The organism is Mycobacterium sp. (assembly GCF_035274705.1).
Taxonomy (GTDB): domain Bacteria; phylum Actinomycetota; class Actinomycetes; order Mycobacteriales; family Mycobacteriaceae; genus Mycobacterium.
The window spans coordinates 17,158-38,287 of record NZ_DATENY010000108.1 but is presented as its reverse complement, the minus strand read 5'-3'; the positions used below and the strand labels follow the sequence as shown (position 1 = coordinate 38,287).

The 21,130-nt window shown below is 66.1% G+C and carries 21 protein-coding genes and 1 tRNA gene; 10 read left to right on the top strand and 12 right to left on the bottom strand.

Annotation, left to right across the window (positions count from 1 at the left end):
• Positions 1-23 precede the first annotated feature (23 nt).
• Both VJV41_RS22590 and VJV41_RS22585 read left to right on the top strand, forming a co-directional pair.
• Complete coding sequence (locus VJV41_RS22590) at positions 24-461, top strand: MarR family winged helix-turn-helix transcriptional regulator (protein WP_325337427.1); 438 nt, start codon at positions 24-26, stop codon at positions 459-461.
• 23 nt (positions 462-484) lie between these two features.
• Positions 485-1,705 carry an MFS transporter gene (locus VJV41_RS22585; RefSeq protein ID WP_325337425.1) on the top strand — a complete coding sequence of 407 codons (1,221 nt, stop codon included), beginning with the start codon at positions 485-487 and terminating at the stop codon, positions 1,703-1,705.
• On the opposite strand, the gene VJV41_RS22580 is transcribed toward VJV41_RS22585, so the two are convergent.
• The gene (locus VJV41_RS22580) at positions 1,702-2,436 is read right to left on the bottom strand and encodes a VIT1/CCC1 transporter family protein (protein ID WP_325337423.1); all 735 of its coding nucleotides are present in this window, start codon (positions 2,434-2,436) and stop codon (positions 1,702-1,704) included. The two genes, VJV41_RS22585 and VJV41_RS22580, sit on opposite strands and share 4 nt — an antisense overlap.
• A gap of 99 nt (positions 2,437-2,535) precedes the next feature.
• Between VJV41_RS22580 and VJV41_RS22575 the strand changes: the two genes are divergently transcribed.
• Positions 2,536-4,458: an acyl-CoA dehydrogenase gene (locus VJV41_RS22575; protein WP_325337421.1), complete on the top strand. Its 1,923-nt coding sequence runs from the start codon at positions 2,536-2,538 to the stop codon at positions 4,456-4,458.
• Between the two features lie 73 nt (positions 4,459-4,531).
• Here VJV41_RS22575 and VJV41_RS22570 read toward each other — a convergent pair whose 3' ends face one another.
• The 3 genes from VJV41_RS22570 to VJV41_RS22560 form a co-directional block, all read right to left on the bottom strand.
• Positions 4,532-5,008, bottom strand: coding sequence for an LppP/LprE family lipoprotein (locus VJV41_RS22570; RefSeq protein ID WP_325337419.1), 477 nt, complete (start codon positions 5,006-5,008; stop codon positions 4,532-4,534).
• A gap of 78 nt (positions 5,009-5,086) precedes the next feature.
• Positions 5,087-5,476 carry a nuclear transport factor 2 family protein gene (locus VJV41_RS22565; RefSeq protein WP_325337417.1) on the bottom strand — a complete coding sequence of 130 codons (390 nt, stop codon included), beginning with the start codon at positions 5,474-5,476 and terminating at the stop codon, positions 5,087-5,089.
• A 217-nt stretch (positions 5,477-5,693) separates the two neighbouring features.
• Complete coding sequence (locus VJV41_RS22560; RefSeq protein ID WP_325337415.1) at positions 5,694-7,931, bottom strand: M4 family metallopeptidase; 2,238 nt, start codon at positions 7,929-7,931, stop codon at positions 5,694-5,696.
• Positions 7,932-8,136: 205 nt separating this feature from the next.
• Between VJV41_RS22560 and VJV41_RS22555 the strand changes: the two genes are divergently transcribed.
• On the top strand, positions 8,137-8,478 hold the full coding sequence (locus VJV41_RS22555; RefSeq protein ID WP_325337413.1) for a hypothetical protein: 342 nt from the start codon (positions 8,137-8,139) through the stop codon (positions 8,476-8,478).
• Between the two features lie 71 nt (positions 8,479-8,549).
• Here the strand turns inward: VJV41_RS22555 and VJV41_RS22550 are convergent.
• Positions 8,550-8,622: transfer RNA gene (locus VJV41_RS22550), tRNA-Asn, on the bottom strand.
• A 149-nt stretch (positions 8,623-8,771) separates the two neighbouring features.
• On the opposite strand from VJV41_RS22550, the gene VJV41_RS22545 reads away from it, so the two are divergent.
• Complete coding sequence (locus VJV41_RS22545) at positions 8,772-9,023, top strand: hypothetical protein (RefSeq protein ID WP_325337447.1); 252 nt, start codon at positions 8,772-8,774, stop codon at positions 9,021-9,023.
• A 5-nt stretch (positions 9,024-9,028) separates the two neighbouring features.
• On the opposite strand, the gene VJV41_RS22540 is transcribed toward VJV41_RS22545, so the two are convergent.
• From VJV41_RS22540 to VJV41_RS22530, 3 genes are read right to left on the bottom strand one after another with little or no spacing between them, the layout of a single operon-like run.
• A complete protein-coding gene (locus tag VJV41_RS22540) occupies positions 9,029-9,310 on the bottom strand; it encodes a DUF7155 family protein (protein WP_325337411.1) in 282 nt (93 codons plus the stop codon).
• A gap of 60 nt (positions 9,311-9,370) precedes the next feature.
• Complete coding sequence (dnaG, locus tag VJV41_RS22535; protein ID WP_325337409.1) at positions 9,371-11,287, bottom strand: DNA primase; 1,917 nt, start codon at positions 11,285-11,287, stop codon at positions 9,371-9,373.
• A gap of 31 nt (positions 11,288-11,318) precedes the next feature.
• Positions 11,319-12,611 (bottom strand): deoxyguanosinetriphosphate triphosphohydrolase, encoded by a 1,293-nt coding sequence (locus VJV41_RS22530; protein WP_325337407.1) that lies wholly within the window; start codon positions 12,609-12,611, stop codon positions 11,319-11,321.
• Between VJV41_RS22530 and VJV41_RS22525 the strand changes: the two genes are divergently transcribed.
• On the top strand, positions 12,610-14,607 hold the full coding sequence (locus VJV41_RS22525) for a TPM domain-containing protein (protein ID WP_325337405.1): 1,998 nt from the start codon (positions 12,610-12,612) through the stop codon (positions 14,605-14,607). The genes VJV41_RS22530 and VJV41_RS22525 overlap by 2 nt on opposite strands.
• Positions 14,608-14,704: 97 nt before the next feature.
• Here VJV41_RS22525 and VJV41_RS22520 read toward each other — a convergent pair whose 3' ends face one another.
• Positions 14,705-16,120 (bottom strand): glycine--tRNA ligase, encoded by a 1,416-nt coding sequence (locus VJV41_RS22520; RefSeq protein WP_325337445.1) that lies wholly within the window; start codon positions 16,118-16,120, stop codon positions 14,705-14,707.
• Between the two features lie 39 nt (positions 16,121-16,159).
• Here VJV41_RS22520 and VJV41_RS22515 point away from each other — a divergent pair, with 39 nt between their 5' ends.
• Together VJV41_RS22515 and VJV41_RS22510 are read left to right on the top strand one after the other, a co-directional pair.
• Positions 16,160-16,519 carry a metalloregulator ArsR/SmtB family transcription factor gene (locus VJV41_RS22515; RefSeq protein WP_325337403.1) on the top strand — a complete coding sequence of 120 codons (360 nt, stop codon included), beginning with the start codon at positions 16,160-16,162 and terminating at the stop codon, positions 16,517-16,519.
• Complete coding sequence (locus tag VJV41_RS22510) at positions 16,516-16,920, top strand: Fur family transcriptional regulator (RefSeq protein WP_325337401.1); 405 nt, start codon at positions 16,516-16,518, stop codon at positions 16,918-16,920. Before VJV41_RS22515 ends, VJV41_RS22510 begins: the two co-directional genes overlap by 4 nt.
• Here VJV41_RS22510 and VJV41_RS22505 read toward each other — a convergent pair.
• Genes VJV41_RS22505 through recO form a run of 3 tightly spaced genes read right to left on the bottom strand, consistent with a single transcriptional unit; the run spans position 16,909 to position 18,990 of the window.
• Complete coding sequence (locus tag VJV41_RS22505; RefSeq protein ID WP_325337399.1) at positions 16,909-17,316, bottom strand: hypothetical protein; 408 nt, start codon at positions 17,314-17,316, stop codon at positions 16,909-16,911. The genes VJV41_RS22510 and VJV41_RS22505 overlap by 12 nt on opposite strands.
• Complete coding sequence (locus tag VJV41_RS22500; RefSeq protein WP_325337397.1) at positions 17,316-18,200, bottom strand: decaprenyl diphosphate synthase; 885 nt, start codon at positions 18,198-18,200, stop codon at positions 17,316-17,318. The genes VJV41_RS22505 and VJV41_RS22500 overlap by 1 nt, the downstream gene beginning before the upstream one ends.
• Positions 18,145-18,990: a DNA repair protein RecO gene (recO, locus tag VJV41_RS22495; RefSeq protein ID WP_325337395.1), complete on the bottom strand. Its 846-nt coding sequence runs from the start codon at positions 18,988-18,990 to the stop codon at positions 18,145-18,147. Before recO ends, VJV41_RS22500 begins: the two co-directional genes overlap by 56 nt.
• 63 nt (positions 18,991-19,053) lie before the next feature.
• On the opposite strand from recO, the gene VJV41_RS22490 reads away from it, so the two are divergent.
• Positions 19,054-20,598: an amidase gene (locus VJV41_RS22490; RefSeq protein ID WP_325337393.1), complete on the top strand. Its 1,545-nt coding sequence runs from the start codon at positions 19,054-19,056 to the stop codon at positions 20,596-20,598.
• 88 nt (positions 20,599-20,686) lie between these two features.
• Positions 20,687-21,106, top strand: coding sequence for a CAP domain-containing protein (locus tag VJV41_RS22485; protein WP_325337443.1), 420 nt, complete (start codon positions 20,687-20,689; stop codon positions 21,104-21,106).
• The last annotated feature ends 24 nt before the right edge of the window (positions 21,107-21,130 follow it).

Here is a 21,130-nt window from a genome sequence, read left to right as displayed (position 1 = left end):
TGAACCTATGTAATTATGGAGTCATGTCCCCGACGCTCGGTGCTGATCTGCTGTCCGTGGTGGCCCGCATCAATCGAATGGCCACGCAACGGGTTCGGATGCCGCTTGGCTTTGCCCAGGCGCGGCTGCTGTCCACGATCGAGGACCAGGGTGCGGCGCGGATCTCCGACCTCGCCGCCCTCGACCACTGCTCGCAACCGACGATGACCACCCAGGTTCGCCGTCTCGAGGACGCCGGCCTGGTGTCGCGAACCATCGACCCCGACGATGCGCGGGCAGTGCTGATCCGCATCACACCGAAGGGCATCGACACGCTCAGACAAGTCCGTGTCGACCGCGGCGCGGCCATCGACCCGTATCTGGAGCGGCTTGATGCCGCAGACCGGCAGACGCTGAGCGACGCCGTGCGCGTGCTGCGTCGCCTTCTGGAGGACGCGGCCGCCCCCGCCACCACCAAATAACCGAAAAGGAGTAGCCGCACGCTATGTGGCACCAACCCAAGGCCGTTTGGGCCGTTGCTTTTGCCTGCGTCGTCGCGTTCATGGGCATCGGACTCGTCGACCCGATTCTCAAACCGATCGCCGACAACCTCAACGCGTCGCCGTCGCAGGTGTCGCTGTTGTTCACCAGTTACATGGCGGTGATGGGCGTCGCCATGCTCATCACCGGCGTCGTGGCGAGCCGGATCGGCGCCAAACGCACACTGCTGCTGGGCCTGCTGGTGATCATCGCCGGCGCAGGTCTGGCCGGCATGTCCGACACGGTGGCGGAAATCGTTGGGTGGCGGGCATTGTGGGGCCTCGGCAACGCGTTGTTCATCGCGACCGCGCTGGCCACCATCGTCAGCTCGGCTCGCGGGTCGGTGGCCCAGGCGATCATCCTGTACGAGGCAGCACTCGGCCTTGGCATCGCCGTCGGGCCTTTGGTCGGCGGCGTTCTCGGCTCGATCTCGTGGCGCGGACCGTTCTTCGGCGTCTCGGCGCTGATGGCATTCGCACTCGTCGTCACCGCGTTCCTGCTGCCGTCCACGCCGCGCGCAGAGCGTGCGACGTCGCTCGCCGATCCGTTCCGCGCGCTGCGGCATCGCGGTCTGCTCGGCGTCGCAATCACCGCGCTGCTGTACAACTTTGGCTTCTTCACACTGCTGGCGTTCACACCGTTTCGGCTCGACATGAGCGCGCATCAGATAGGCCTGATCTTCTTCGGTTGGGGCGTGGGGCTGGCGTTCACCTCGGTGGTCATCGCGCCGCGGCTGCAGCACCGCTTCGGTACCGTGCCCACGCTGTTGGTCAATCTGCTCGCAATGACGGCGACGCTGGCGGTGATGGCCGTCGGCACCGACAACAAGGCGGTGCTGGCGACGTGCGTGGTCGTGGCGGGCCTGTTCATCGGCATCAACAACACGTTGATCACCGAGACGGTGATGAAGGCGGCGCCCGTCGAGCGAGGTGTGGCCTCGGCCGCGTACAGCTTCGTGCGGTTCGCGGGCGCGGCACTGGCTCCGTGGCTGGCCGGTGTGCTCGGCGAACAGGTCAGCGTGCACCTGCCGTTCTGGGTCGGCGCCGCGGCTGTGCTGCTCGGCGCGGGTGTGCTTTTCGCCACCCGGCAGTATCTGGTCGGCTTGGATATTGAAGACGTCGAGGAGTCCGAACTCGATGAGCTCACCGAGCAGGCGACCGCGGTCACCGTCGGCAGCGACAGCTAAGTCGTCACGGTGCCGACGAGGGTTCCGACCGCATAGGTCGCGGCGATCGCGACCCCGCCGAATGCCAACTGCCGCAAACCCGCCCACCACGGCGGCTTGCGCGTGAACCTGGCGGCCACGGCACCGGCGATGAGCAGGCCGACTCCGCCGCACGCAAGGCCGGCCCACAAGGATTCGAGCCCGAGAAGGTAAGGAATCAACGGGACGATCGCGCCGATCGCGAACATCACGAACGAGGAGCCGGCGGCAACCCACGGGGAGGGCTTCTCGCGCGGGTTCACCCCGAGCTCCTGTGTCACATGCACATCGAGCGCGCGGTTTTCGTCGCGGTGGATCTCCTCGGAGGCCGTCTCCGCGGTTTCCGGCGTCATGCCCATCTCCACGAGCATCCACACCAGCTCGGTCTTCTCCGCCTCGGGATGCTTGCTCAAGGCGCGCCGCTCCGTCCGAACCTCGGCTTCGAGTTGCTCGTTGGCGGTGCTGACCGAGGTGTACTCCCCCAACGCCATCGAGAATGCGCCGGCAAGCAGGCCTGCCACACCACTGAGCACGACGGTGTGAGCGCTCGCGCTCGCCGCGACGCCCGCGATCAAAGCGGTGTTGCTGACGAGCCCGTCCATCGCACCGAACGTCGCGGCCCGCAGCCAGCCGCCGGACACGTCGGAGTGACGATGACCCGGAATGTGCGGCATGCCGGTCGGCGATACCGGCGCCTCGTCTGACTCGGTCATGCGTCGATTCAACGCTACGGGTTTCGCCTGGTCTAGCGAGGTTTGCCTACGTTTCCCAGATCACAGTTTGCGCGGGCGCGCAGCGGGCTACCGTCGGGTATGACCACCACTGCGGAGCATCTGCGCAACACGCTGGACGGCCGTTGGCGCGATGTGAAGAACCGGATGCGGGAAGAACTCTCCACCGAGGTCTTCCGCCCGCATTACACGCCGAACACCGTCATCGCCCGCACCAAGGTTGCGGAACAGCTGAAGATCATGGCCGCGCACGGTGCCGCCGAGGACGGGTTCAAAAAGGAGCACGGCGGCAACGGCGATGTCGGCGCGGCGGTCACCCAGATCGAGATGCTGGCGATGTCCGACCTGTCGCTGATGGTCAAGGCTGGCGTGCAGTGGGGCTTGTTCGGCGGCGCGATCGAGAATCTCGGCACCGAGCGCCACCATCAGGCGTATGTGCAGCGGATCATCAACCTGGACCTGCTGGGTTGCTTCGCGATGACCGAGACCGGCCACGGCAGCGACGTGCAATCGATCGAAACCACCGCGACCTACGACGCCGCGACGCAAGAGTTCGTCATCGACTCCCCCACGCGAACCGCGCGCAAGGACTACATCGGCGGTGCCGCCGAAACAGCAACTGTGGCAGCGGTATTCGCCCAACTGATCACGCCTGACGGAGTCGGCCACGGCGTGCACTGTTTCGTCGTGCCCATCCGTGACGAGGATGGCAACGACCTCCCCGACGTCACCACCTCGGACTGCCACTACAAGGGCGGGCTGCCCGGCGTGGACAACGGCCGAATCCAGTTCGACCACGTTCGCGTTCCGCGCGAAAACCTGCTCAACAAGTACGCCGACGTGGCGGAGGACGGCACGTATTCCTCGCCGATCGAGAACCCCAACCGCCGGTTCTTCACGATGCTCGGCACGCTGATTCGGGGTCGGGTGACGGTGGGCGGCAGCGCCGGCGCCGCAGCCCGGGTGGCGCTCGACATCGCGACCCGATATGCGTTGCAGCGCAGGCAGTTCGAGGCACCCGGCGATGACCACGAGGTGCTGCTGATGGACTATCTGGTGCATCAACGACGGTTGTTCCCGCTGATCGCGCGGTCGTATGCGCTGCAGTTCGCGCAGAACGAGCTGGTCGCCAAGACCCATGACCTGCAGACCGCCGAAGACCCCGATCCCGAGGAGCAACGTGAGCTGGAGGCGCGTGCCGCCGGGCTGAAGGCCGCCAATACCTGGCATGCCTCCCGCGCCATTCAGGAAGCCCGCGAAGCATGCGGCGGCGCAGGCTATCTCGCCGAGAACCGGTTGATCGCGCTGCGCGCCGACACCGATGTGTTCACCACCTTCGAGGGCGACAACCACGTGCTCACCCAGTTGGTGGCCAAGGAGCTGCTGACCGCCTACGCCGACGACATCAAGGGCATGAGCCCGGTGGAATGGGTGCGGTTCGCGGCCAATTTCGCCGGCACTCAGGTGGTGAAACGCACTGCGGCAGAGACGATCATGCAGACCATCCTCGACACCCGGCAGGACAACGAAGAAGAGGGCAGCCTTTTCAACCGCGGTACCCAGGTCAAGATGTTCGAGGACCGCGAGGAGTACATGATCTCCACGGTCGCTCGCAGGCTGCAGGGCAAGTCGAAGGAGATGTCGGCGTTCGAGGCGTTCAATGCGGTGCAGGATCACGTGTTGCACGCCGCGCAGGCGCACATCGATCGCGTCGTCCTGGAAGCGTTCGTGGCCGGCATCGACTCATGCGAAGACGACGAGGCGCGCAAAATCCTCGACATGGTGTGCGATTTGTACGCGTTGTCGGTGATCGAGGACGACAAGGCGTGGTTCATCGAACATCGATTCCTGTCGACCGAACGCGCCAAGGCCGTCACTCGCGGCATCAACGAGCGCTGCCGCACGCTGCGGCCGTATGCCGAGACGCTGGTCGACGGGTTCGGCATACCCGAGCAGCTGCGCTACGCCGAGATGCTGCACCCGGAGAACATCCCCGACGAGTAAGCGCGAGCAGACGCAAACTGACCCGACACGCCGAGAAAATGGCGCGCTTTGCGTCTGCTCGCCGGAAAAGCGGCTAGCCGTTCGGGATCGGGTCGAGCGCCTTGAGCTTGCCGTCCTCGATTTTGAAGCGGACCGTGGCGATGCCCGTCGGGCAGCACGCGGGGTCTTGGCCTTGACGCCATTGGTACTGCACCGCCGCGGTGTCATTGCCCATCGCGGTGATGGTGATGTAGGGCCGAGGGTCCGGGGTCGGTGTGCCGATCGGCGACTTGCGGTCGAAGAACAACACCTGCTGCGGGCTGTCCGACGCGTCGCCGGAGGTGACGACGACCCAGTGCAGGTTGCAGTCGGCGGTGTGCCCGCTGACCACCTCCATCCACTGCGCGGCGGGCAGCTTGGCGATCTCAGCGGCGACGGTGTCTGTGCTCGGCCCGTCTGCCGGGGTGCAGGCGGCCGAACTGGTGGGAGGTGGACTGGGCGGGCTCCATCCGCAGCCAGCCCCAATCAGGCCCAGGGACAGCAGAACGGCGATCAACCGGAAAGGGCGCATGGCCCTGAGCTTACGGACGGCGCCAAAGCAGTCGGCCCGCCACCGGGCTGATGGCGGGCCGACCGGAATGGGCCGCGACTAACCGGCCGCAAGCTGCTTCTTGCCGTACACGCGCTCCAGCAACGCCGTATCCCCGTGCATCTCTGCGCGGACGGTCTTGCCGTCGCGAACCGTGAAGACGTCGGCGTCCTCGCCGGTCTCGCCGCCAGCGGTCACTTCGGTGATAGCGACGACCGTATCGCCCTCGGCGATCAGTCGGTTGAGCTTGACTGTCAGTGATTTCTCGGCCAATCGCCCGAGTTCCTCCATGACTTCGGTCTTGCCGTGGAAGGTCCCGCTGACCGAGCTCTGGCCCGGCTGCACCCATTCGATGTCATCGTCGAATAGGTTCATCACCGCGTCCATGTCACCGGCGGTAAAGGCTTCGTAACCCCTCTTGATGACATCTTTGTTGTCCTGCTCCGACATATTGACCCCCTTCGTGCGTATCCGATATTTCGGCCGGGATACGAGTGGCCGGTCGAGGAATCGCGCGGTACGGGCCCCCGATCAGTCAGACCGTTCGCCGCCGTGTCGATTATCGGCCGCCGGGGAATGCGCGGTAAGCGCAATCAGCACAAATTAATTGGCGCCATTGCCAATGCAAACAGAAGTGCTTGCACTGTCAGAGATTTCGTGCGCTCGCTCAGATCAACACCGTCACGCCGACGGGGATGCCGACATCGTCGAACGCGCGGTCGATCGCGTCGAGCTGGGCCGCGGTGAAGCCCAACGCGTCGGCCGAATCGAGGACGGCGGCTCGCCCGTCGGCGAATGTCGCGCCTGGGCTCAAGCGGTACAGAGCGTGGTAGAAGACCTTCGCCCACGTCTGTTGCGAGATCGAAGCTGTGGCGGCATCGGTCATCATCTCGTAGGCGGCGTGGCTGAAGATGGTGCTGTTGATGTGCTCGCCGCCGTCGTCTCCCGTTCCGGTGTAGCGGGTGGCGTAGGTCTGGCGATACGGCCCGTATGCCGTCGTGATCGCCGATGGGTTGGCGAGGTTGCGTACCGCGCCGCCGGCGAAGTGTGAATCCTCGCCTATCAGCCAGCGGCCGGTCCCGGATTTGCCTTCGATCAAACTGCCCATGATGTCGGCGAAGGCCTCGTTGAGTGCACCGGACTCCCCGTAGTCGAGAACCGAGCCGCCGTCACCGACGGCATAACTCACGACGGCATGGGTGAACTCATGCCCGACGACGTCCAGCGCGGCCTCGAGGTCGCCGCCGTTACCGAATACGAACTGCTGCCTGCTCGGATCCCAGAAAGCGTTGTTGTACCCGCTGAAATAGTCCGACCAGGTGGCGTGCGGGTTGTATGCGACGCTGACGTTGATCGCTGCACCGAGCCCGTTGAAGGACGTCAGGCCCAGCACGTCCTTGTAGTAGTCGTACACGGCTGCTTCATTTGCGTGTGCCGAGACCGGTGCGGCGTCCCAGCCGAACCAGCCCGGGTTCACGATGCTGCCGGGGAGTACCGGCGCGCCCCATCCGAAGAATTGGTAGGACGTCCAATACGTCGCGATGTTTCGGGTGGTATCGCTGAGCGCCGAGGTGTGGAAGAAGAACCAGACGGTCGTGTCCACGACGTTGATCTGGCGGGTCTGCCCGAGCACGTCGCGGGCGGTTGTCGTGGTGGACAGGGCCTGCACGTTGGGCGTGTCCACGATCACCGTGCCAGCGTCTGCGCCATTGGCGTAGACGAAATACGTGGCGCCGGGATCCGGAGCTGTTAGGCCCAATTGTTGTGGGATGTCGGACGGTTGGACGACAACCCGCCACGCCAGCCTCGGCGGTGCGCCGGAGTCGAGTGCATAGACGACCAGCTCGGGATCGAACGTCGACGAGGCGACGAACGCCGCGACGGACGTGCGATCGGTTTGCCCGGTGGTCGAAGCCAGGTAAGCCGTGGCCGCCACCGCGACCGCCTCTGCCGGGTTGTCGAGGCGTGCGTCGGGCGTGATGTCGGTGTCGGCGATGCGGTCGTCGTGGTTGTTGAACAGACCGGTAACCGTGCCCCTGGCGTCGGTCACGAGGATCACGTCGCTGCCCAAAACAGTTATGCCATCGATGGTTTCGTGCACGCGATAGAACGTCTCGGCAACATCTCCAGGGGTGGTGCCCACGTGTTGGACCGTGATGTTGTCGGGACTGGCGAAACCAGTGGCGGCGCCCAGCATCGGGGCCAGCCCGTTGAGGAACTGCGCCGCGTCGGCCGTCGTGCGGACGGTCGTGTCGGTGGATGTCCTGCCGGCCGTCGTCGTGGTGGGTGAGACGCTGACGGTGACCGTTGCCGACGTCGGCCCGGCTTGGCCGATGAGGCCGAGGAGTCCATGGACGTGTAGCGGGTTGCCGACGGTGTCGTCGACGGTGATGGTGAAGCTGTCGGTGCCGCCGGTGGCCGCCCACTCGGGATCGGGCGTGTAGGTGAAGATTCCGGACTCGTCGACGACGACAGTGCCGTGCTCGGGTGCACTCGAGACCGTAAGCGTGATAGTGCCGTCGTCATAGTCGGTGGCGTTGACGCGGCCGGTGACCGTGCCATCGGGGCCCTGGCCCGAGACGGTGGGCTGCGCGACGGGGCGCTGGTTGTTCAATCTGTACTCGGCTTCGCGCACCGCCAGCCATAGCCCCTCCACCAGTGAGGAAACCGGGGCGGCAGGGACGGGCAGGCCGTTCGCCAACGGCCCCAACCCGATCCATGTCAGAACGTCGGTGACCATGCTGGCCACGGTCACGGGTGCGGCCGCAGGCGGTTGTGCGGCAATGGTCTTCACGGTCGTCTGGACCGCGGTAGTCGTCTGCACGGCCATGGATACGGTGGTTGGAGTTGCGACGTTGACCGTGGGCGTTGCGGCGGACCGGACGGACAGCGTCTGCGCGGTCACAGCGGCAGCCTCGTGACTGGCCGGTGTCCGGGTCTCAGAGTCCGCCGTAGTGGCGTCGTGCGCACTGCCCGACTTGTTCGTCGTCTCTACGTCGGCCGTCGTCGCGCGCGTGCCAGTTGAATCGGATCCTTTTGCGGTTACTACACTTTCGCTGCTCGCCTCAGTTGACTGCTCTGATTTCTTTGCGGTCTCGGTAGCGGCAGTCGTGCTGTCGCCGGTGTTCTGCTGGGCCGACACCGTCGAGGTAGGGCCCGTCGATGACGACGTCGATGCCGAAGAAGCCGATGAGGAGCCGGACGTCCCACTGGCGGCGGTGGTTGCGCCGGTGGCGGTCGTCTCGGTTGTGGCCGAGCTGTCGGTGTTGGTGGACTGCGCGGAATCCGTCGTGTCTGCGGGAGCAGCGGTGGCGATACCTTGGCCAGCGGTAACGGCGGCGCCCAGACCGACGGTCAATGCGCCGACGCGCAGCCACTGTGCGCACGCCCCTGGCGAATCGCGGCGATGCCGACCTGCCAACGTCGTCCCCCCTAGGTGCTCCGCGGTCTGAGCGGCAAATTACCAGGAGTTGACGCCAATATATTGATAAACACGTCAATTTTGGGCAAACAGTTTTGTTTGCTCCCCCGGCTGGACTCGAACCAGCAACCCTTCGGTTAACAGCCGAATGCTCTGCCAATTGAGCTACAGGGGATTGCCCTCCCGCAGCGTTGATTGTGCCGCGGGCCGAGGCATGACTCTAGCGCACGTGCGGTTCGGCTCGCCAATACGCCGCCGCCTGGGACGGACCGCGGCGAGTGAGGCAGGATGGAACACGTCGCACCGTCGTCTGGGAGGGGTCCTGTGATCCGGTATCTCGTCGTATTGGCTGTCGGTTACGTCTTGGGTTCGAAGGCGGGCAGGCGCCGATATGAGCAGATCGCCGGAACATACAAAGCGGTCACCGAAAGTCCGGCCGCCAAGGCCGTGATCGATGCGGGACGACGCAAGATCGCTGACCGGGTATCGCCCGACCCGGCGCTGGTCACGCTGACGCCCATTGACTCCGACACCTCGGTGCTGGCACCGGGGACGACGGCCAAAAAGCAGGGCTAGCGGGCCTAGCCGATGCCCTGATTGATCGTGGTGCCGGGCAGCAGCGGCCCGCTGCTCCAACCGGCGTCAGGACCGTTGCCGCCATTGAACACCGGCGTTCCGACGTAGACGGGCTGGCCGTTCGAGTACGACAAGCACTTGCCGTCTTCCTTGTTGCCGAACCACGCCAGGCATGCGGGCTGCGCGCTGACCTGCGGCGCATCCAACGTCACAGTTGCGGCATAGAGCGGGACGGCCACACCGGCGGCCACGAACGCACCGGCGATCAGCCGAGTTCGAATGGTCATCAGCTCGTCTCTCTTCTCGGTTGCCCCGACAGCCCATACACCATAACCTGCTTAGCGCATTTACGCAGTAAGGTCGTCGCCGCTGGCCTGCTCGAGAAGGCTGCGGCGATAGGCCTCCATCGCGACCAGATCACCGAACAACGCGTGGTATTCGTCGCCTTGTTCCACCGGCGACATGCGCTGCAGCTTGGACTTCACCTCGGCGATCTGGCGACCGACCCACACTTCCTGCAGCCGCGCGAGTACCCCACCGATGTAGCGCGGCAGTCTCTCGTCGTCGACGTTGATGGCCTCCACACCCAACTCGTTGACCAGGCCGGCGCCCGCGGGCGACGCGGTCTGCTCACGCACGGCTTCGATCCATTGGGCACCCGAATGGCCCGCCGACGTCCCGCCGGCCGCATCGATGGCCGCCCGAACCGCGGCGTATCCGGGATGAGTGAAGCTCTCCACCGTCAGCGAGTCGAAAACCGGCCCGGCGACAGCGGGATATTGCAGCGCCGACTTCAGCGCCTCCCGCTGCGGCCACAGTGTTGGATCGGCAGGATCGGGCCGCTGCTGCTTGACCGTTACTTCGGCGGAAAGGGTCCCGGCTCCCGAGAGGCCAGCCGTCCGCCGCTTGCTTCGGTCGGGCATGCCGCGCTTCTGCGCCTCCTCACGCACCCGGCCGATGACCTGGGCGACGTCGGCCCAGCCCACCCATCCGGCCAGCCGGCGGGCGTACTCGTCGCGCAACATGCTGTCCTTGATGCCCGCCACCATCGGCACGCATCGGCGCAACGCCGACACTCTGCCTTCCGCGCTGTCGAGGTCGTGGTCGGCAAGTGCGGTGCGAATGGCGAATTCGAACAACGGTGTCCGGCGCGCCACCAGATCGCGCAGCGCTCCGTCACCGGACTTCAACCGCAGATCGCACGGATCCATCCCCTCGTCCGCCACGGCGACGAACGACTGTCCGGCAAGGTTCTGTTCGCCTTCGAACGCCTTGACCGCCGCGGCGCGTCCGGCCGCATCGCCGTCGAACACGTAGATCAGCTCGCCGCGAAAGAAGTTGTCGTCCATCATGAGTCGCCGCAGCATCGACAGATGCTCATCGCCGAACGCGGTGCCGCACGACGCGACGGCCGTCGTCACCCCGGCCAGATGCATGGCCATCACATCGGTGTAGCCCTCGACCACCACCGCCTGATGCCCCTTGGCGATATCGCGCTTGGCCATGTCGAGGCCGAACAGGACCGACGACTTCTTGTAGAGCACGGTCTCGGGGGTGTTGATGTACTTCGCTTCCATCTGGTCGTCGTCGAAGATGCGTCGCGCCCCGAACCCGATCACTTCACCGCCGGCGGCCCGGATCGGCCACAACAGCCGGCGATGAAAGCGGTCCATCGGGCCGCGGCGGCCCTCTCGCGACAGCCCGGCCGCTTCTAGCTCCTTGAACTCAAATCCCTTGCGCAGCAAATGCTTTGTCAGCGACTCCCAGCCCGACGGCGCAAACCCGCAGCCGAAGTGCGCGGCGGCCTCGGCGTCGAAGTTCCGGTCGAGTAGATACTGCCGTGCCGGTGCGGCCTCGTCGGACCGCAGCGCCTCCGCGTAGAACTCCTGGGCGGCGGCGTTGGCGGCGAGCAGCCGGCTGCGGCTACCGCGGTCGCGCTGCACATTCGTCGCGCTCGCACCGGTGTAGGTGACGGTGTAGCCGACGCGATCGGCAAGCAGTTCGACGGCTTCGACGAAGCTGACGTGCTCGACCTTCTGCACGAATGCGTAGACGTCACCGCCCTCGCCGCAGCCGAAGCAGTGGAAGTGGCCGTGGTTGGGCCGCACGTGAAACGACGGCGACTTCTCATCGTGGAACGGGCACAGTCCCTTCAGCGAATCCGCACCCGCGCGGCGAAGCTGCACGTAGTCGCCGACGACGTCCTCGATGCGAATGCGTTCGCGAATGGCCGCGATATCGCGATCAGGGATGCGGCCGGCCACCGGCTCAGTCTAGGCGCGCGCGCCGGGCCGGCTAAGCGGGTTCCAGACGCTCGAGCCGCCCCTCGGTGAACGACGCGATCTGGTCGACGACGACCCGCAGTCGCGCCCCGTCGTCGTCGGCGTCGTTGAACGACGGGACGAAAATGGGATCGAGCGTCGCCGGGGCTCCGGCCAGCAGCCACTGGGCGACGCGGTGGATCCGTTCCCGCTGCTGGGCCTGAAGTTCCAAGTGCCGCGGGTCCGACATGATGAACTGCAGCGCCAGGATCTTCAGCACCGCAACCTCCGCCCGCACCAACTCCGGTACCCGCAGCTCGGCCTGGTAGCGCACCAGCGGACCGGGTCCCGCCGCCTCGCGAGTCGCGGCGATCGCGGCCGACGCGAACCGGCCCACCAGCTCGCTGGTCAACCTTTTCAGCGCGACCGACGCGGCGAGCGTGGCGTCGTATTTCCCGACGGCCGCGATCACCGGCAGGTTCGACAGACGCTCGGCGGCGGCCACCAGGTCGTCGGCGCGCAGTCCCGCGCCCACTCCACTGGACTCCCCCAGACGGCCGAGCACCGCGGCCGCGTCGTCGTCGGCCAGAACCCGCATGTCGATGCGGCCGGAGATGACGCCGTCCTCGACGTCGTGGACCGAGTAGGCGACGTCGTCGGCCCAGTCCATCACCTGGGCCTCCAGGCAGGGCCTGCGCTGCGGCGCGCCGGAGCGCACCCAGTCGGCCGCCGCGGCGTCGTCGTCGTAGAAGCCGAACTTGCGCTTCTGCGCGCCGCGCCACCACGGGTACTTCGTCACGGCGTCCAGTGCTGCACGGGTAAGGTTCAGCCCGGCGCTATGGTCTTGGGGGCCAAGGACTTTGGGCTCAAGGCGGGTCAGGATGCGGAAGTTCTGTGCATTGCCTTCGAAGCCACCGTGCTCGGCGGCCACTTCGTCGAGGGCCCGTTCGCCGTTGTGACCATAGGGCGGATGCCCGATGTCGTGGGCCAGGCCGGCCAGGTCGACGAGGTCAGGATCGCAGCCGAGCCCGATGGCCATGCCGCGGCCGATCTGCGCCACCTCCAGCGAGTGGGTCAGGCGTGTGCGGGGCGTCTCGCTTTGGCGGGGGCCTACTACCTGCGTCTTGTCGGCCAGCCGGCGCAACGCGGCACTGTGCAGCACTCGCGCCCGGTCGCGGGCGAAGTCGGTGCGGTGTTCGGAGTCGGTGCCCGGCAGTGCGGCACCCTTAGGCGGCTCGACCACAAAACGCTGCCGGTCGAACTCGTCGTATAGATCACCAATTACAGCCACCGGTGCACAGTCTGCCAGTACTACATTGTGGGCCATGCGCATCGCCCGTTTGCTCGGCCTCGTGCTGGCGGTACTGACCGTCGGCGCTCTGCTGGCGCCGACCGCTGCTGCTAAACCGCCGTTCCGGCTGCCCAGTTACATCACCGACGGCGCGAACGCGCTCAGCGGCTCGGAATTCAGCGACGTTCAGCAGGCGGTCGACAAGCTGTACAGCAACCGGCACATCCGGTTGTGGGTCGTCTATGTCGACACGTTTTCCGGTAAGAGCGCCGTCACCTGGACCCAGGAGACGAAAAGCTTCAGCGATATCAGCGGCCAGGACGCGATTCTCGCCGTCGCCACCGAGGACCGCGCCTACGCGTTCCTGCCTCCCACCACCGCTCCGGGTGGCTTCGACGTCACGTCGCTGCGCACCAACGACATCGAACCCAAACTGCGCCAAGGTGACTGGGCAGGTGCGGCCATAGCTGCCGCCGATGGGCTCAACGGGACGACGACATCGTCCGGGAAAGGCATCTCGTGGTTCGGGTTCGTGGTGGCGTTCGGGGTGCTGGCCGTCGCGATCTTGTTGATGTGGCTGTGGACTCGGCGCCGCCGCCGCAAGCGGCGCGAGGCTGAGTTCGCCGCGGCCCGCCGCGCGGATCCGGCCGACCCGAATGCGTTGGCCGCGGTACCAATCGACGCCCTCGACGACCTCTCGAAGTCGATCGTCGTCGACGTCGACAACGCCGTGCGCACCAGCGATAACGAATTGGTTTTGGCCGTCGAGGAATTCGGCCCTGGGCAGACCGCCCCGTTCAGTCAGGCCGTCACCAATGCGAAGACCACGCTCGCGCAAGCGTTCAACGTACGGCAGATTCTCGACGACGCGGTTCCGGAGTCACCGCAGCAGAGGCGTGATTTGTTGACCCGCGTTATCGTCGCCGCCGCCAAGGCCGACCGTGAGCTCGACGCCCAACGTGACGCGTTCAACCAGCTGCGAGATCTGGTGATCAATGCCCCATCCCGGTTGGACACGCTCACGCAGCAGATGGTCGATCTGACCGCCAGGATCGCGCCGTCCGAACAGGCGCTCGCGGCGCTGCACAAGCAGTTTTCCGATTCGGCACTGACGTCGGTGGCAGGCAATGTCGAAACAGCCAAGCAACGATTGGCGTTCGCTGACCAGAACATCACGAATGCCCGGACCTTGGTCGCACGGCCCGCAGATCGCCAAAGCGGACTCGTGGACTCTATCCGAGGCGCGGAATCGGCTCTGGGACAAGCTCGTATGCTCATCGACGCCGTCGACAGCGCCGCGACCGACATCAACAGCGCCGCAGCGAGGCTTCCAGCGGCCATCGCCGACCTACAGAACGGGATCAACCAGGCGGGCAATCAGCTTGCACAAGGCGGCGTGCCGCGTGCAACCGAACTAGGTGCCGCGCGCGACGCCGCGGTCAAGGCGGTGACGCACGCGCAGAGCATCGGTGCGGCCGACCCACTTGGTGCGTTCACTCAGTTGACGCAGGCCGATGCCGAGCTCGACCGGCTGCTCGCCGAGGTTTCCGAGGAGCGTGAGGCCGCCGAACGGCTCAGCCGCACGTTCGACCAGGCACTGTTCACCGCACAATCAAGGGTGCGGGCGGTGTCCGACTACATCGACACGCGACGCGGCAGCGTCGGTCCCGAGGCGCGCACCCGGCTTGCCGAGGCCGTGCGCCAACTTCAAGCGGCCATGGACACCAAGTCGGTCGACCTCAACGAAGCCATCGCGCACGCGAATGGCGCCGCGATGCTGGCCAACCAGGCGCAATCGATGGCCAACGCCGATGTGACTGCGGCGCAACGGAGTTACACCTCGCGGTATGGCAGTGGCGGCGGTTCCAATATGGGTGCGGTGATCGGAGGCATCATCATCGGCAACATCTTGAGCGGAGCACTGCGCGGCGGGATCGGTGGCAGCATGGGCGGCGGTTGGAGCTCGACATCGTTCGGCGGCTCGGGATCGTCCGGCGGCGGTTGGGGCGGTGGCGGCGGCGGCCGCTTCTAGACCCTCCGTAACACGGACCCTTTCGCGGACCGTCAGCACATGTTGACGGTTTCGAGAAGGCACCCTTCCCCGAAGCGCCTCCGCGCGTCAGACTCGGTCAGCAGCCCTTCAGCCGTGCTGCCAGATAGTCGCTGACGCTGTCGATCGCGACGCGGTCCTGGGTCATGTCGTCTCGCTCGCGGATCGTCACGGCATGGTCCTCGAGCGTGTCGAAGTCGACGGTCACACAGAACGGCGTGCCGATCTCGTCCTGGCGGCGGTACCGCCGGCCGATCGCGCCAGCGTCATCGAATTCGACGTTCCAGTACTTGCGTAACTCCGCGGCGAGATCACGCGCCTTCGGCGACAGATCGGCATGCCGCGAAAGCGGCAACACCGCCGCTTTGACCGGCGCCAAGCGTGGGTCGAGCCGCAGCACCGTTCGCTTGTCCACCCCGCCCTTGGCGTTGGGCGCTTCGTCCTCGGCGTACGCGTCGATCAAGAACGCCATGAACGATCGTGTCAGCCCGGCCGCCGGCTCGATCACATACGGCACGTACCGCGTATCGGTGGCCTGGTCGTAGAACGACAGATCGGCACCGGAATGCTTTGAGTGCGTTGACAAGTCGAAATCCGTGCGGTTGGCCACGCCTTCGAGTTCGCCCCACGGATTGCCCTGGAAGCCGAATTTGTACTCGATGTCGACCGTCCGGTCGGAGTAGTGCGACAGCTTGTCCTTCGGATGCTCGAACAGCCGCAGGTTGTCACGGTCGATGCCGAGATCGACGTACCACTGCAGTCGTTCGTCGATCCAATACTGGTGCCACTCCGGGGCACTCGCCGGCTCGACGAAGAACTCCATCTCCATCTGCTCGAACTCACGCGTGCGGAAGATGAAGTTGCCCGGGGTGATCTCGTTGCGGAAGCTCTTGCCGGTCTGGGCGATTCCGAACGGCGGCTTGCGACGTGCCGTGGTCACCACGTTCGCGAAGTTGACGAAGATGCCCTGTGCGGTCTCGGGCCGCAGATAGTGCAGACCCTCGTCGGACTCGATCGGGCCCAGGTGGGTCTTGAGCATCATGTTGAACTCGCGCGGCTCGGTCCACTCGCCCTTGGTGCCGCAGTCCGGGCACACGATCTCGGACATCGGCACCGAGTCCGCATCGTTGACGCCCTTCTTCGCGGCGTACGCCTCCTGCAGATGGTCCTGGCGATGCCGCTTGTGGCAGTTCAAGCACTCGACAAGCGGATCGTGGAACACCTCGACATGGCCGGAGGCCACCCACACCTCGCGCGGCAGGATGATCGCGCTGTCGAGGCCGACGACGTCGTCGCGGCCTGTGACGACCGACCGCCACCACTGCCGCTTGATGTTCTCCTTGAGCTCCACACCGAGCGGTCCGAAGTCCCACGCCGACTTCGTGCCGCCGTAGATCTCGCCGGACTGGTAGACCAGCCCACGCCGTTTGGCCAGGTTTGCGACGGTGTCGATGATGGAAGCCACGGGTGAACAGCCTAACGACACCCGGCGCATCGTTGACATGCGCGGTCACGCATGTAATCTGGCGCCATAATGAAAACGGTTTCCACTTTGGCTGAGCAGGAGGCGCACGACCACAGCGGCGCGCCTACGCCAGAGCTGCCGCCCCGCGACGTCCTCGACACCGCGGGCGATCTGCTGCGAGCCCTGGCCGCGCCCGTGCGTATCGCGATCGTGCTGCAACTGCGCGAATCGGCGCGCTGCGTGCACGAGCTCGTCGACGCGTTGGCAGTTCCTCAGCCACTGGTCAGCCAGCACCTGCGGATCCTCAAGGCCGCCGGCATCGTCGAGGGAGAGCGTTCGGGCCGTGAGGTGATGTACCGGCTCGTCGACCACCACCTCGCCGACATCGTGGTAGCCGCGGTCACCCACGCGGGCGAGGGCGGCGAGTGAGCTCTCCTGGGGTGCGCGCCACCCGCCAGCGTGCCGCGATCTCCGCGCTGCTCGAGAACCTCGACGACTTCCGGTCCGCCCAAGAGCTACATGACGAACTGCGCCGCCGCGGGGAGGGCATCGGCCTGACTACGGTGTACCGCACCTTGCAGTCGATGGCCGCCAACGGACTCGTCGACACGTTGCGCACCGACACCGGCGAATCCGTATACCGTCGCTGCTCCGAACACCATCACCATCACTTGGTCTGCCGAGCGTGCGGCTCAACGGTCGAGGTTCAGGGGCGCCAGGTCGAGGCGTGGGCCGCCGAAGTCGCCCGCGAGCACGGGTTCTCCGACGTCAGCCACACCATCGAGATCTTCGGCCTCTGCGGCGACTGCGCGAAGGCGTCAGGCAACTAGGGCACGCCGCACGTCGGCGCCGGTGGCCAAGACCATGAGAATCAGCGTGCGCAGCGCATCGTCGGACAGGCCGCTGGCGGGAAAGTTGTAGCGCAGCAGCACATCAGCGGTTTTGCGCGAATCACGTTTAGCGCCAGCACTTTTCTCGGCCAACGACACTGTGCCAAGCAGCGTGTCGGCGGCTTGCTTGGCGACCTTCGCGCGAATCTTGCTGTCCAACGGGAGATCCCACGCGAGCACCTGGGTGAGCGACACCATGTCGAGGCCCTCCGCGATCGTCACCACACGCAGCGATGCGAACGTCTCGTCGTGGTGCACGGTGATCCCACCGTCCTCTTCCTGCTGGGTCGGCAGGATCTCGTCGAGGACGGTGACGAGGCGCTCGGAGAGCGTCACTACGCCCCGCCGAAGCGCCGGTTGCGGTTGGCGTATTCCTCACACGCCGCCCACAGATCGCGGCGATCGTAATCAGGCCACAGCTTTTCCTGGAAGACGTATTCGGCGTAGGCCGCCTGCCACAGCAGGAAGTTGCTCGCCCGCTGCTCCCCCGACGTCCGGATGAACAGGTCGACGTCGGGAATGTCGGTGCGGTGCAGATGCTTGGCGATGGTCTTCTCGGTGATCCGGTCCGGGTTCACCTTGCCTTCGACGGCTTCGCGTGCGATGGCCTTGGTCGCTTCGGCGATTTCCGTGCGGCCGCCGTAGTTCACGCAGTAGTTGACGGTGATGACGTCGTTGCCGACCGTCATGTCCTCCGCGATCACGAATTCCTTGATGACGCTTCGCCACATGCGCGGGCGAGAGCCGACCCAGCGCATCCGCACACCCATCGCGTCGAGGTTTTCCCGACGGCGTCGCACCACCTCACGGTTGAAGCCCATCAGGAACCGCACCTCCTCGGTGCTACGGCTCCAGTTCTCGGTGGAAAACGCGTACACCGTCAGGTGTTTGACGCCGATTTCGATCGCGCCGCACGTCACGTCGATCAGGACCGCCTCGCCCATCTTGTGGCCCTCGGTGCGATGCAGCCCCCGCTGCGTAGCCCACCGGCCGTTGCCGTCCATCACGATCGCGACGTGGTTGGGCACCAGCTCGGCGGGAATCTGAGGCGCGACGGCCTTCGATGTGTGCTGAGGCGGCCGGCTGAACTTGCCGTTGGTGCGCGGCGGCAACTCGGGAAAGATGACCGGCCAGGTGGACGTGTCGGGGAAGGTCGGATAGTCGTCAGGCGCCTGAGGCAATTGGGGGTATTGGGCCTTGCTCGCCCGTCTGATTGCCATGGGCCACATCCTGCCCGAACACGGCTACTCGATGGTCGGCGACCGTGCGATCCACTTGATAGAAACGCTCGACCAGCGGCAATGTCCGCAACTGACGTTCGAGATGCCACTGCAGATGTGCGGCGACCAGCCCGCTGGCCTGGTTGCGGTACGACTGCGGCGAGGCCTGCGCATGCTCCCAGTCGCCGTCGTACAGCGCAGCCATCAGATCCAGCACGCCCTGCGGCGGGGTCGCCGAGCCGGACGGGCGGCAGTGCACACACACGCTGCCGCCTGCCGCGACGTGGAACGCCCGATGCGGACCGGGTGTTGCGCAGCGGGCGCATTCGGTCAGCGCCGGCGCCCAGCCCGCGATTCCCATGGCGCGCAACAGATAAGCATCGAGCACGAGTTCGCGGGGCCGGTTGCCGTCGGCCACCGCCCGCAGCGCGCCAACGGTCAGTCGGTGCAGCGCCGGCGCCGGGGCCCGCTCCTCCCCCGCCAGCCGTTCGGCGGTCTCGAGCACCGCGCATGCACAGGTGTAGCGCCCGTAGTCGTTGACGATGTCGGTGGCGAACGCGTCGATGGCTTGCACCTGGGTGACGATGTCGAGGTTGCGGCCGGGATGCAGCTGAACATCGATGTGCGCGAACGGTTCCAGCCGCGCCCCGAACTTGCTGCGGGTGCGCCGCACGCCCTTGGCCACCGCGCGCACCATCCCGTGGTCGCGGGTGAGCAGGGTGACAATCCGGTCGGCCTCGCCGAGCTTGTGCTGGCGCAGCACCACCGCCCGGTCCCGGTACAGCCGCATCGATACAGTCTCTCATTGCGATCTGACAGTTGCTGGTACGCAGCGCCGATATTCTTTTATGTGATGGTCGACTCAAGTTCAGGCGGAACCCGACGCCCCGCCTTCCCTACCCTGACCAATCAGCTTTATCAGCTCGCCAGCGGCACCGTAACGTCCGACGAACTGGTACGGCGATCGCTCGATGCGATCAACGCGAGCCAGTCGAGTCTCAACGCGTTCCGGGTGGTGCTGACCGAACAGGCGCTGGCCGACGCGGCGGAGGCGGATCGCAAACGTGCGGCGGGCCAGGATATTTCAGACCTTCCACTGCTGGGCATTCCGATCGCGGTCAAGGACGACGTCGACGTGGCGGGCGTACCGACCCGGTTCGGCGCCGACGGAAAGATCGAACCGGCCGAGCGCGACGCCGAGGTGGTACGGCGCCTGCGGGCGGCCGGCGCGGTGATCGTCGGCAAGACCAACACCTGCGAGCTCGGCCAATGGCCGTTCACCAGCGGGCCGGCGTTCGGCCACACCCGCAATCCGTGGTCGCGCGAGCACACGCCGGGCGGCTCGTCCGGCGGCAGCGCCGCGGCGGTGGCGGCCGGGCTGGTGGCCGCGGCGATCGGCTCGGATGGCGCGGGCAGTGTGCGCATCCCCGCCGCGTGGACCCATCTGGTCGGCATCAAGCCGCAGCGCGGCCGGATCTCCACCTGGCCGCTGCCCGAGGCATTCAACGGCATCACCGTCAACGGTGTGCTCGCCCGCACGGTCACCGACGCCGCGCTCGTGCTCGACGCGGCGTCGGGCAATGTCGCCGGTGACCTTCATCAGCCGCCGCCTGTGCGGGTGTCGGACTACGTCGCCCAGGCGCCGGGACCGCTGAAGATCGCGTTGTCGACGAAGTTCCCGTACACCGTCTTCCGCGCCAAGCTGCATCCGGAGATCCGTGCGGCCATGGCGGCCATCGCGGGTCAGCTCGAGGAACTGGGCCACACCATCGTCGAGGCCGACCCCAACTACAACCTGGGCATGTCGTGGAGCTTCCTGTCGAGGTCCACCTCTGGGCTGCTGGATTGGGCCGATCGTCTGGGCTACGGCGTCACGCTGGACAAACGTACGAAAGCCAACATGCGGACGGGCCGGCTGCTCTCGGAGATCGTGCTGCGCAAGGCGCGTGCCCGTGAGGCCGCGTCGCAGCGCCGGATCGGGTGGATCTTCAACCTCGTCGACGTCGTGTTGGCGCCGACGACCGCACAGCCGCCACCCGAAGTGCACAAGTTCGACAAGCTTGGCGGGCTCGGCACCGACCGCACGATGATCAAGGCGTGCCCGGTGACGTGGCCGTGGAACCTGCTGGGCTGGCCGTCGGTCAACGTGCCGGCCGGGTTCACCTCCGACGGGCTACCGATCGGCGTTCAGCTGATGGGCCCGGCCAACAGCGAGCCGCTGCTGATCTCGTTGGCCGCCGAGCTCGAGGCGCTCAACGGCTGGGTGATGAAGCAGCCGGAGATCTGGTGGAACACGCCGGAGGACCAGAAGGCCGTGCCACCCGAACTGATCGCCGAGGAGCCGGAGGCCGTCGGCAATATTGCAGCTCAAGCCCCAGTGCCCGACGAGGTCGCGTAATCTCCCGAACGTGACATTCAGCCATACCGCACGCCGCTGTGCACGCACGCTGCCCGTCCTGGCCGTTGTAGGCGGGGCGATCGCGGGCATGCCGGACGCGCATGCCGACAACAGGCGGCTCAACGACGGGGTCGTCGCGAACGTGTACACCATTCAGCATCAGGCTGGCTGTACCAACGACGTGAAGAAGAACCCGCAGCTGCAGCTGGCCGCGGAGTGGCATGCCAACGATGTGCTGAACAACCGCGCGCTGGACGGCGACATCGGCTCCGACGGGTCGACGCCGCAGGACCGTGGCAACGCCGCCGGCTTCAAGGGCGCCGTCGCAGAGACCGTCGCGATCAACCCGGCGCTGGCGGTCAGCGGCATCGAGATCATGAACAACTGGTACTACCGGCCGGACTACATGGCGATCATGAGCAACTGCGCCAACAGCCTGATGGGCGTGTGGTCGGTGAACAGCCTGGACCGCACCGTAGTCGTCGCGGTATACGGCCAGCCGGCTTAGCGCTTCCCCTAATCCCCTAACGCG

Coding starts and splice junctions, on each gene's coding strand:
- VJV41_RS22590 (WP_325337427.1), top strand. CDS start 24: ATGTCCCCGACGCTCGGTGCTGATCTGCTGTCCGTGGTGGCCCGCATC.
- VJV41_RS22585 (WP_325337425.1), top strand. CDS start 485: ATGTGGCACCAACCCAAGGCCGTTTGGGCCGTTGCTTTTGCCTGCGTC.
- VJV41_RS22580 (WP_325337423.1), bottom strand. CDS start 2,436: ATGACCGAGTCAGACGAGGCGCCGGTATCGCCGACCGGCATGCCGCAC.
- VJV41_RS22575 (WP_325337421.1), top strand. CDS start 2,536: ATGACCACCACTGCGGAGCATCTGCGCAACACGCTGGACGGCCGTTGG.
- VJV41_RS22570 (WP_325337419.1), bottom strand. CDS start 5,008: ATGCGCCCTTTCCGGTTGATCGCCGTTCTGCTGTCCCTGGGCCTGATT.
- VJV41_RS22565 (WP_325337417.1), bottom strand. CDS start 5,476: ATGTCGGAGCAGGACAACAAAGATGTCATCAAGAGGGGTTACGAAGCC.
- VJV41_RS22540 (WP_325337411.1), bottom strand. CDS start 9,310: ATGACCATTCGAACTCGGCTGATCGCCGGTGCGTTCGTGGCCGCCGGT.
- VJV41_RS22525 (WP_325337405.1), top strand. CDS start 12,610: ATGCGCATCGCCCGTTTGCTCGGCCTCGTGCTGGCGGTACTGACCGTC.
- VJV41_RS22530 (WP_325337407.1), bottom strand. CDS start 12,611: ATGGCCCACAATGTAGTACTGGCAGACTGTGCACCGGTGGCTGTAATT.
- VJV41_RS22520 (WP_325337445.1), bottom strand. CDS start 16,120: ATGCGCCGGGTGTCGTTAGGCTGTTCACCCGTGGCTTCCATCATCGAC.
- VJV41_RS22515 (WP_325337403.1), top strand. CDS start 16,160: ATGAAAACGGTTTCCACTTTGGCTGAGCAGGAGGCGCACGACCACAGC.
- VJV41_RS22500 (WP_325337397.1), bottom strand. CDS start 18,200: ATGGCAATCAGACGGGCGAGCAAGGCCCAATACCCCCAATTGCCTCAG.
- recO (WP_325337395.1), bottom strand. CDS start 18,990: ATGCGGCTGTACCGGGACCGGGCGGTGGTGCTGCGCCAGCACAAGCTC.
- VJV41_RS22490 (WP_325337393.1), top strand. CDS start 19,054: ATGGTCGACTCAAGTTCAGGCGGAACCCGACGCCCCGCCTTCCCTACC.
- VJV41_RS22485 (WP_325337443.1), top strand. CDS start 20,687: ATGCCGGACGCGCATGCCGACAACAGGCGGCTCAACGACGGGGTCGTC.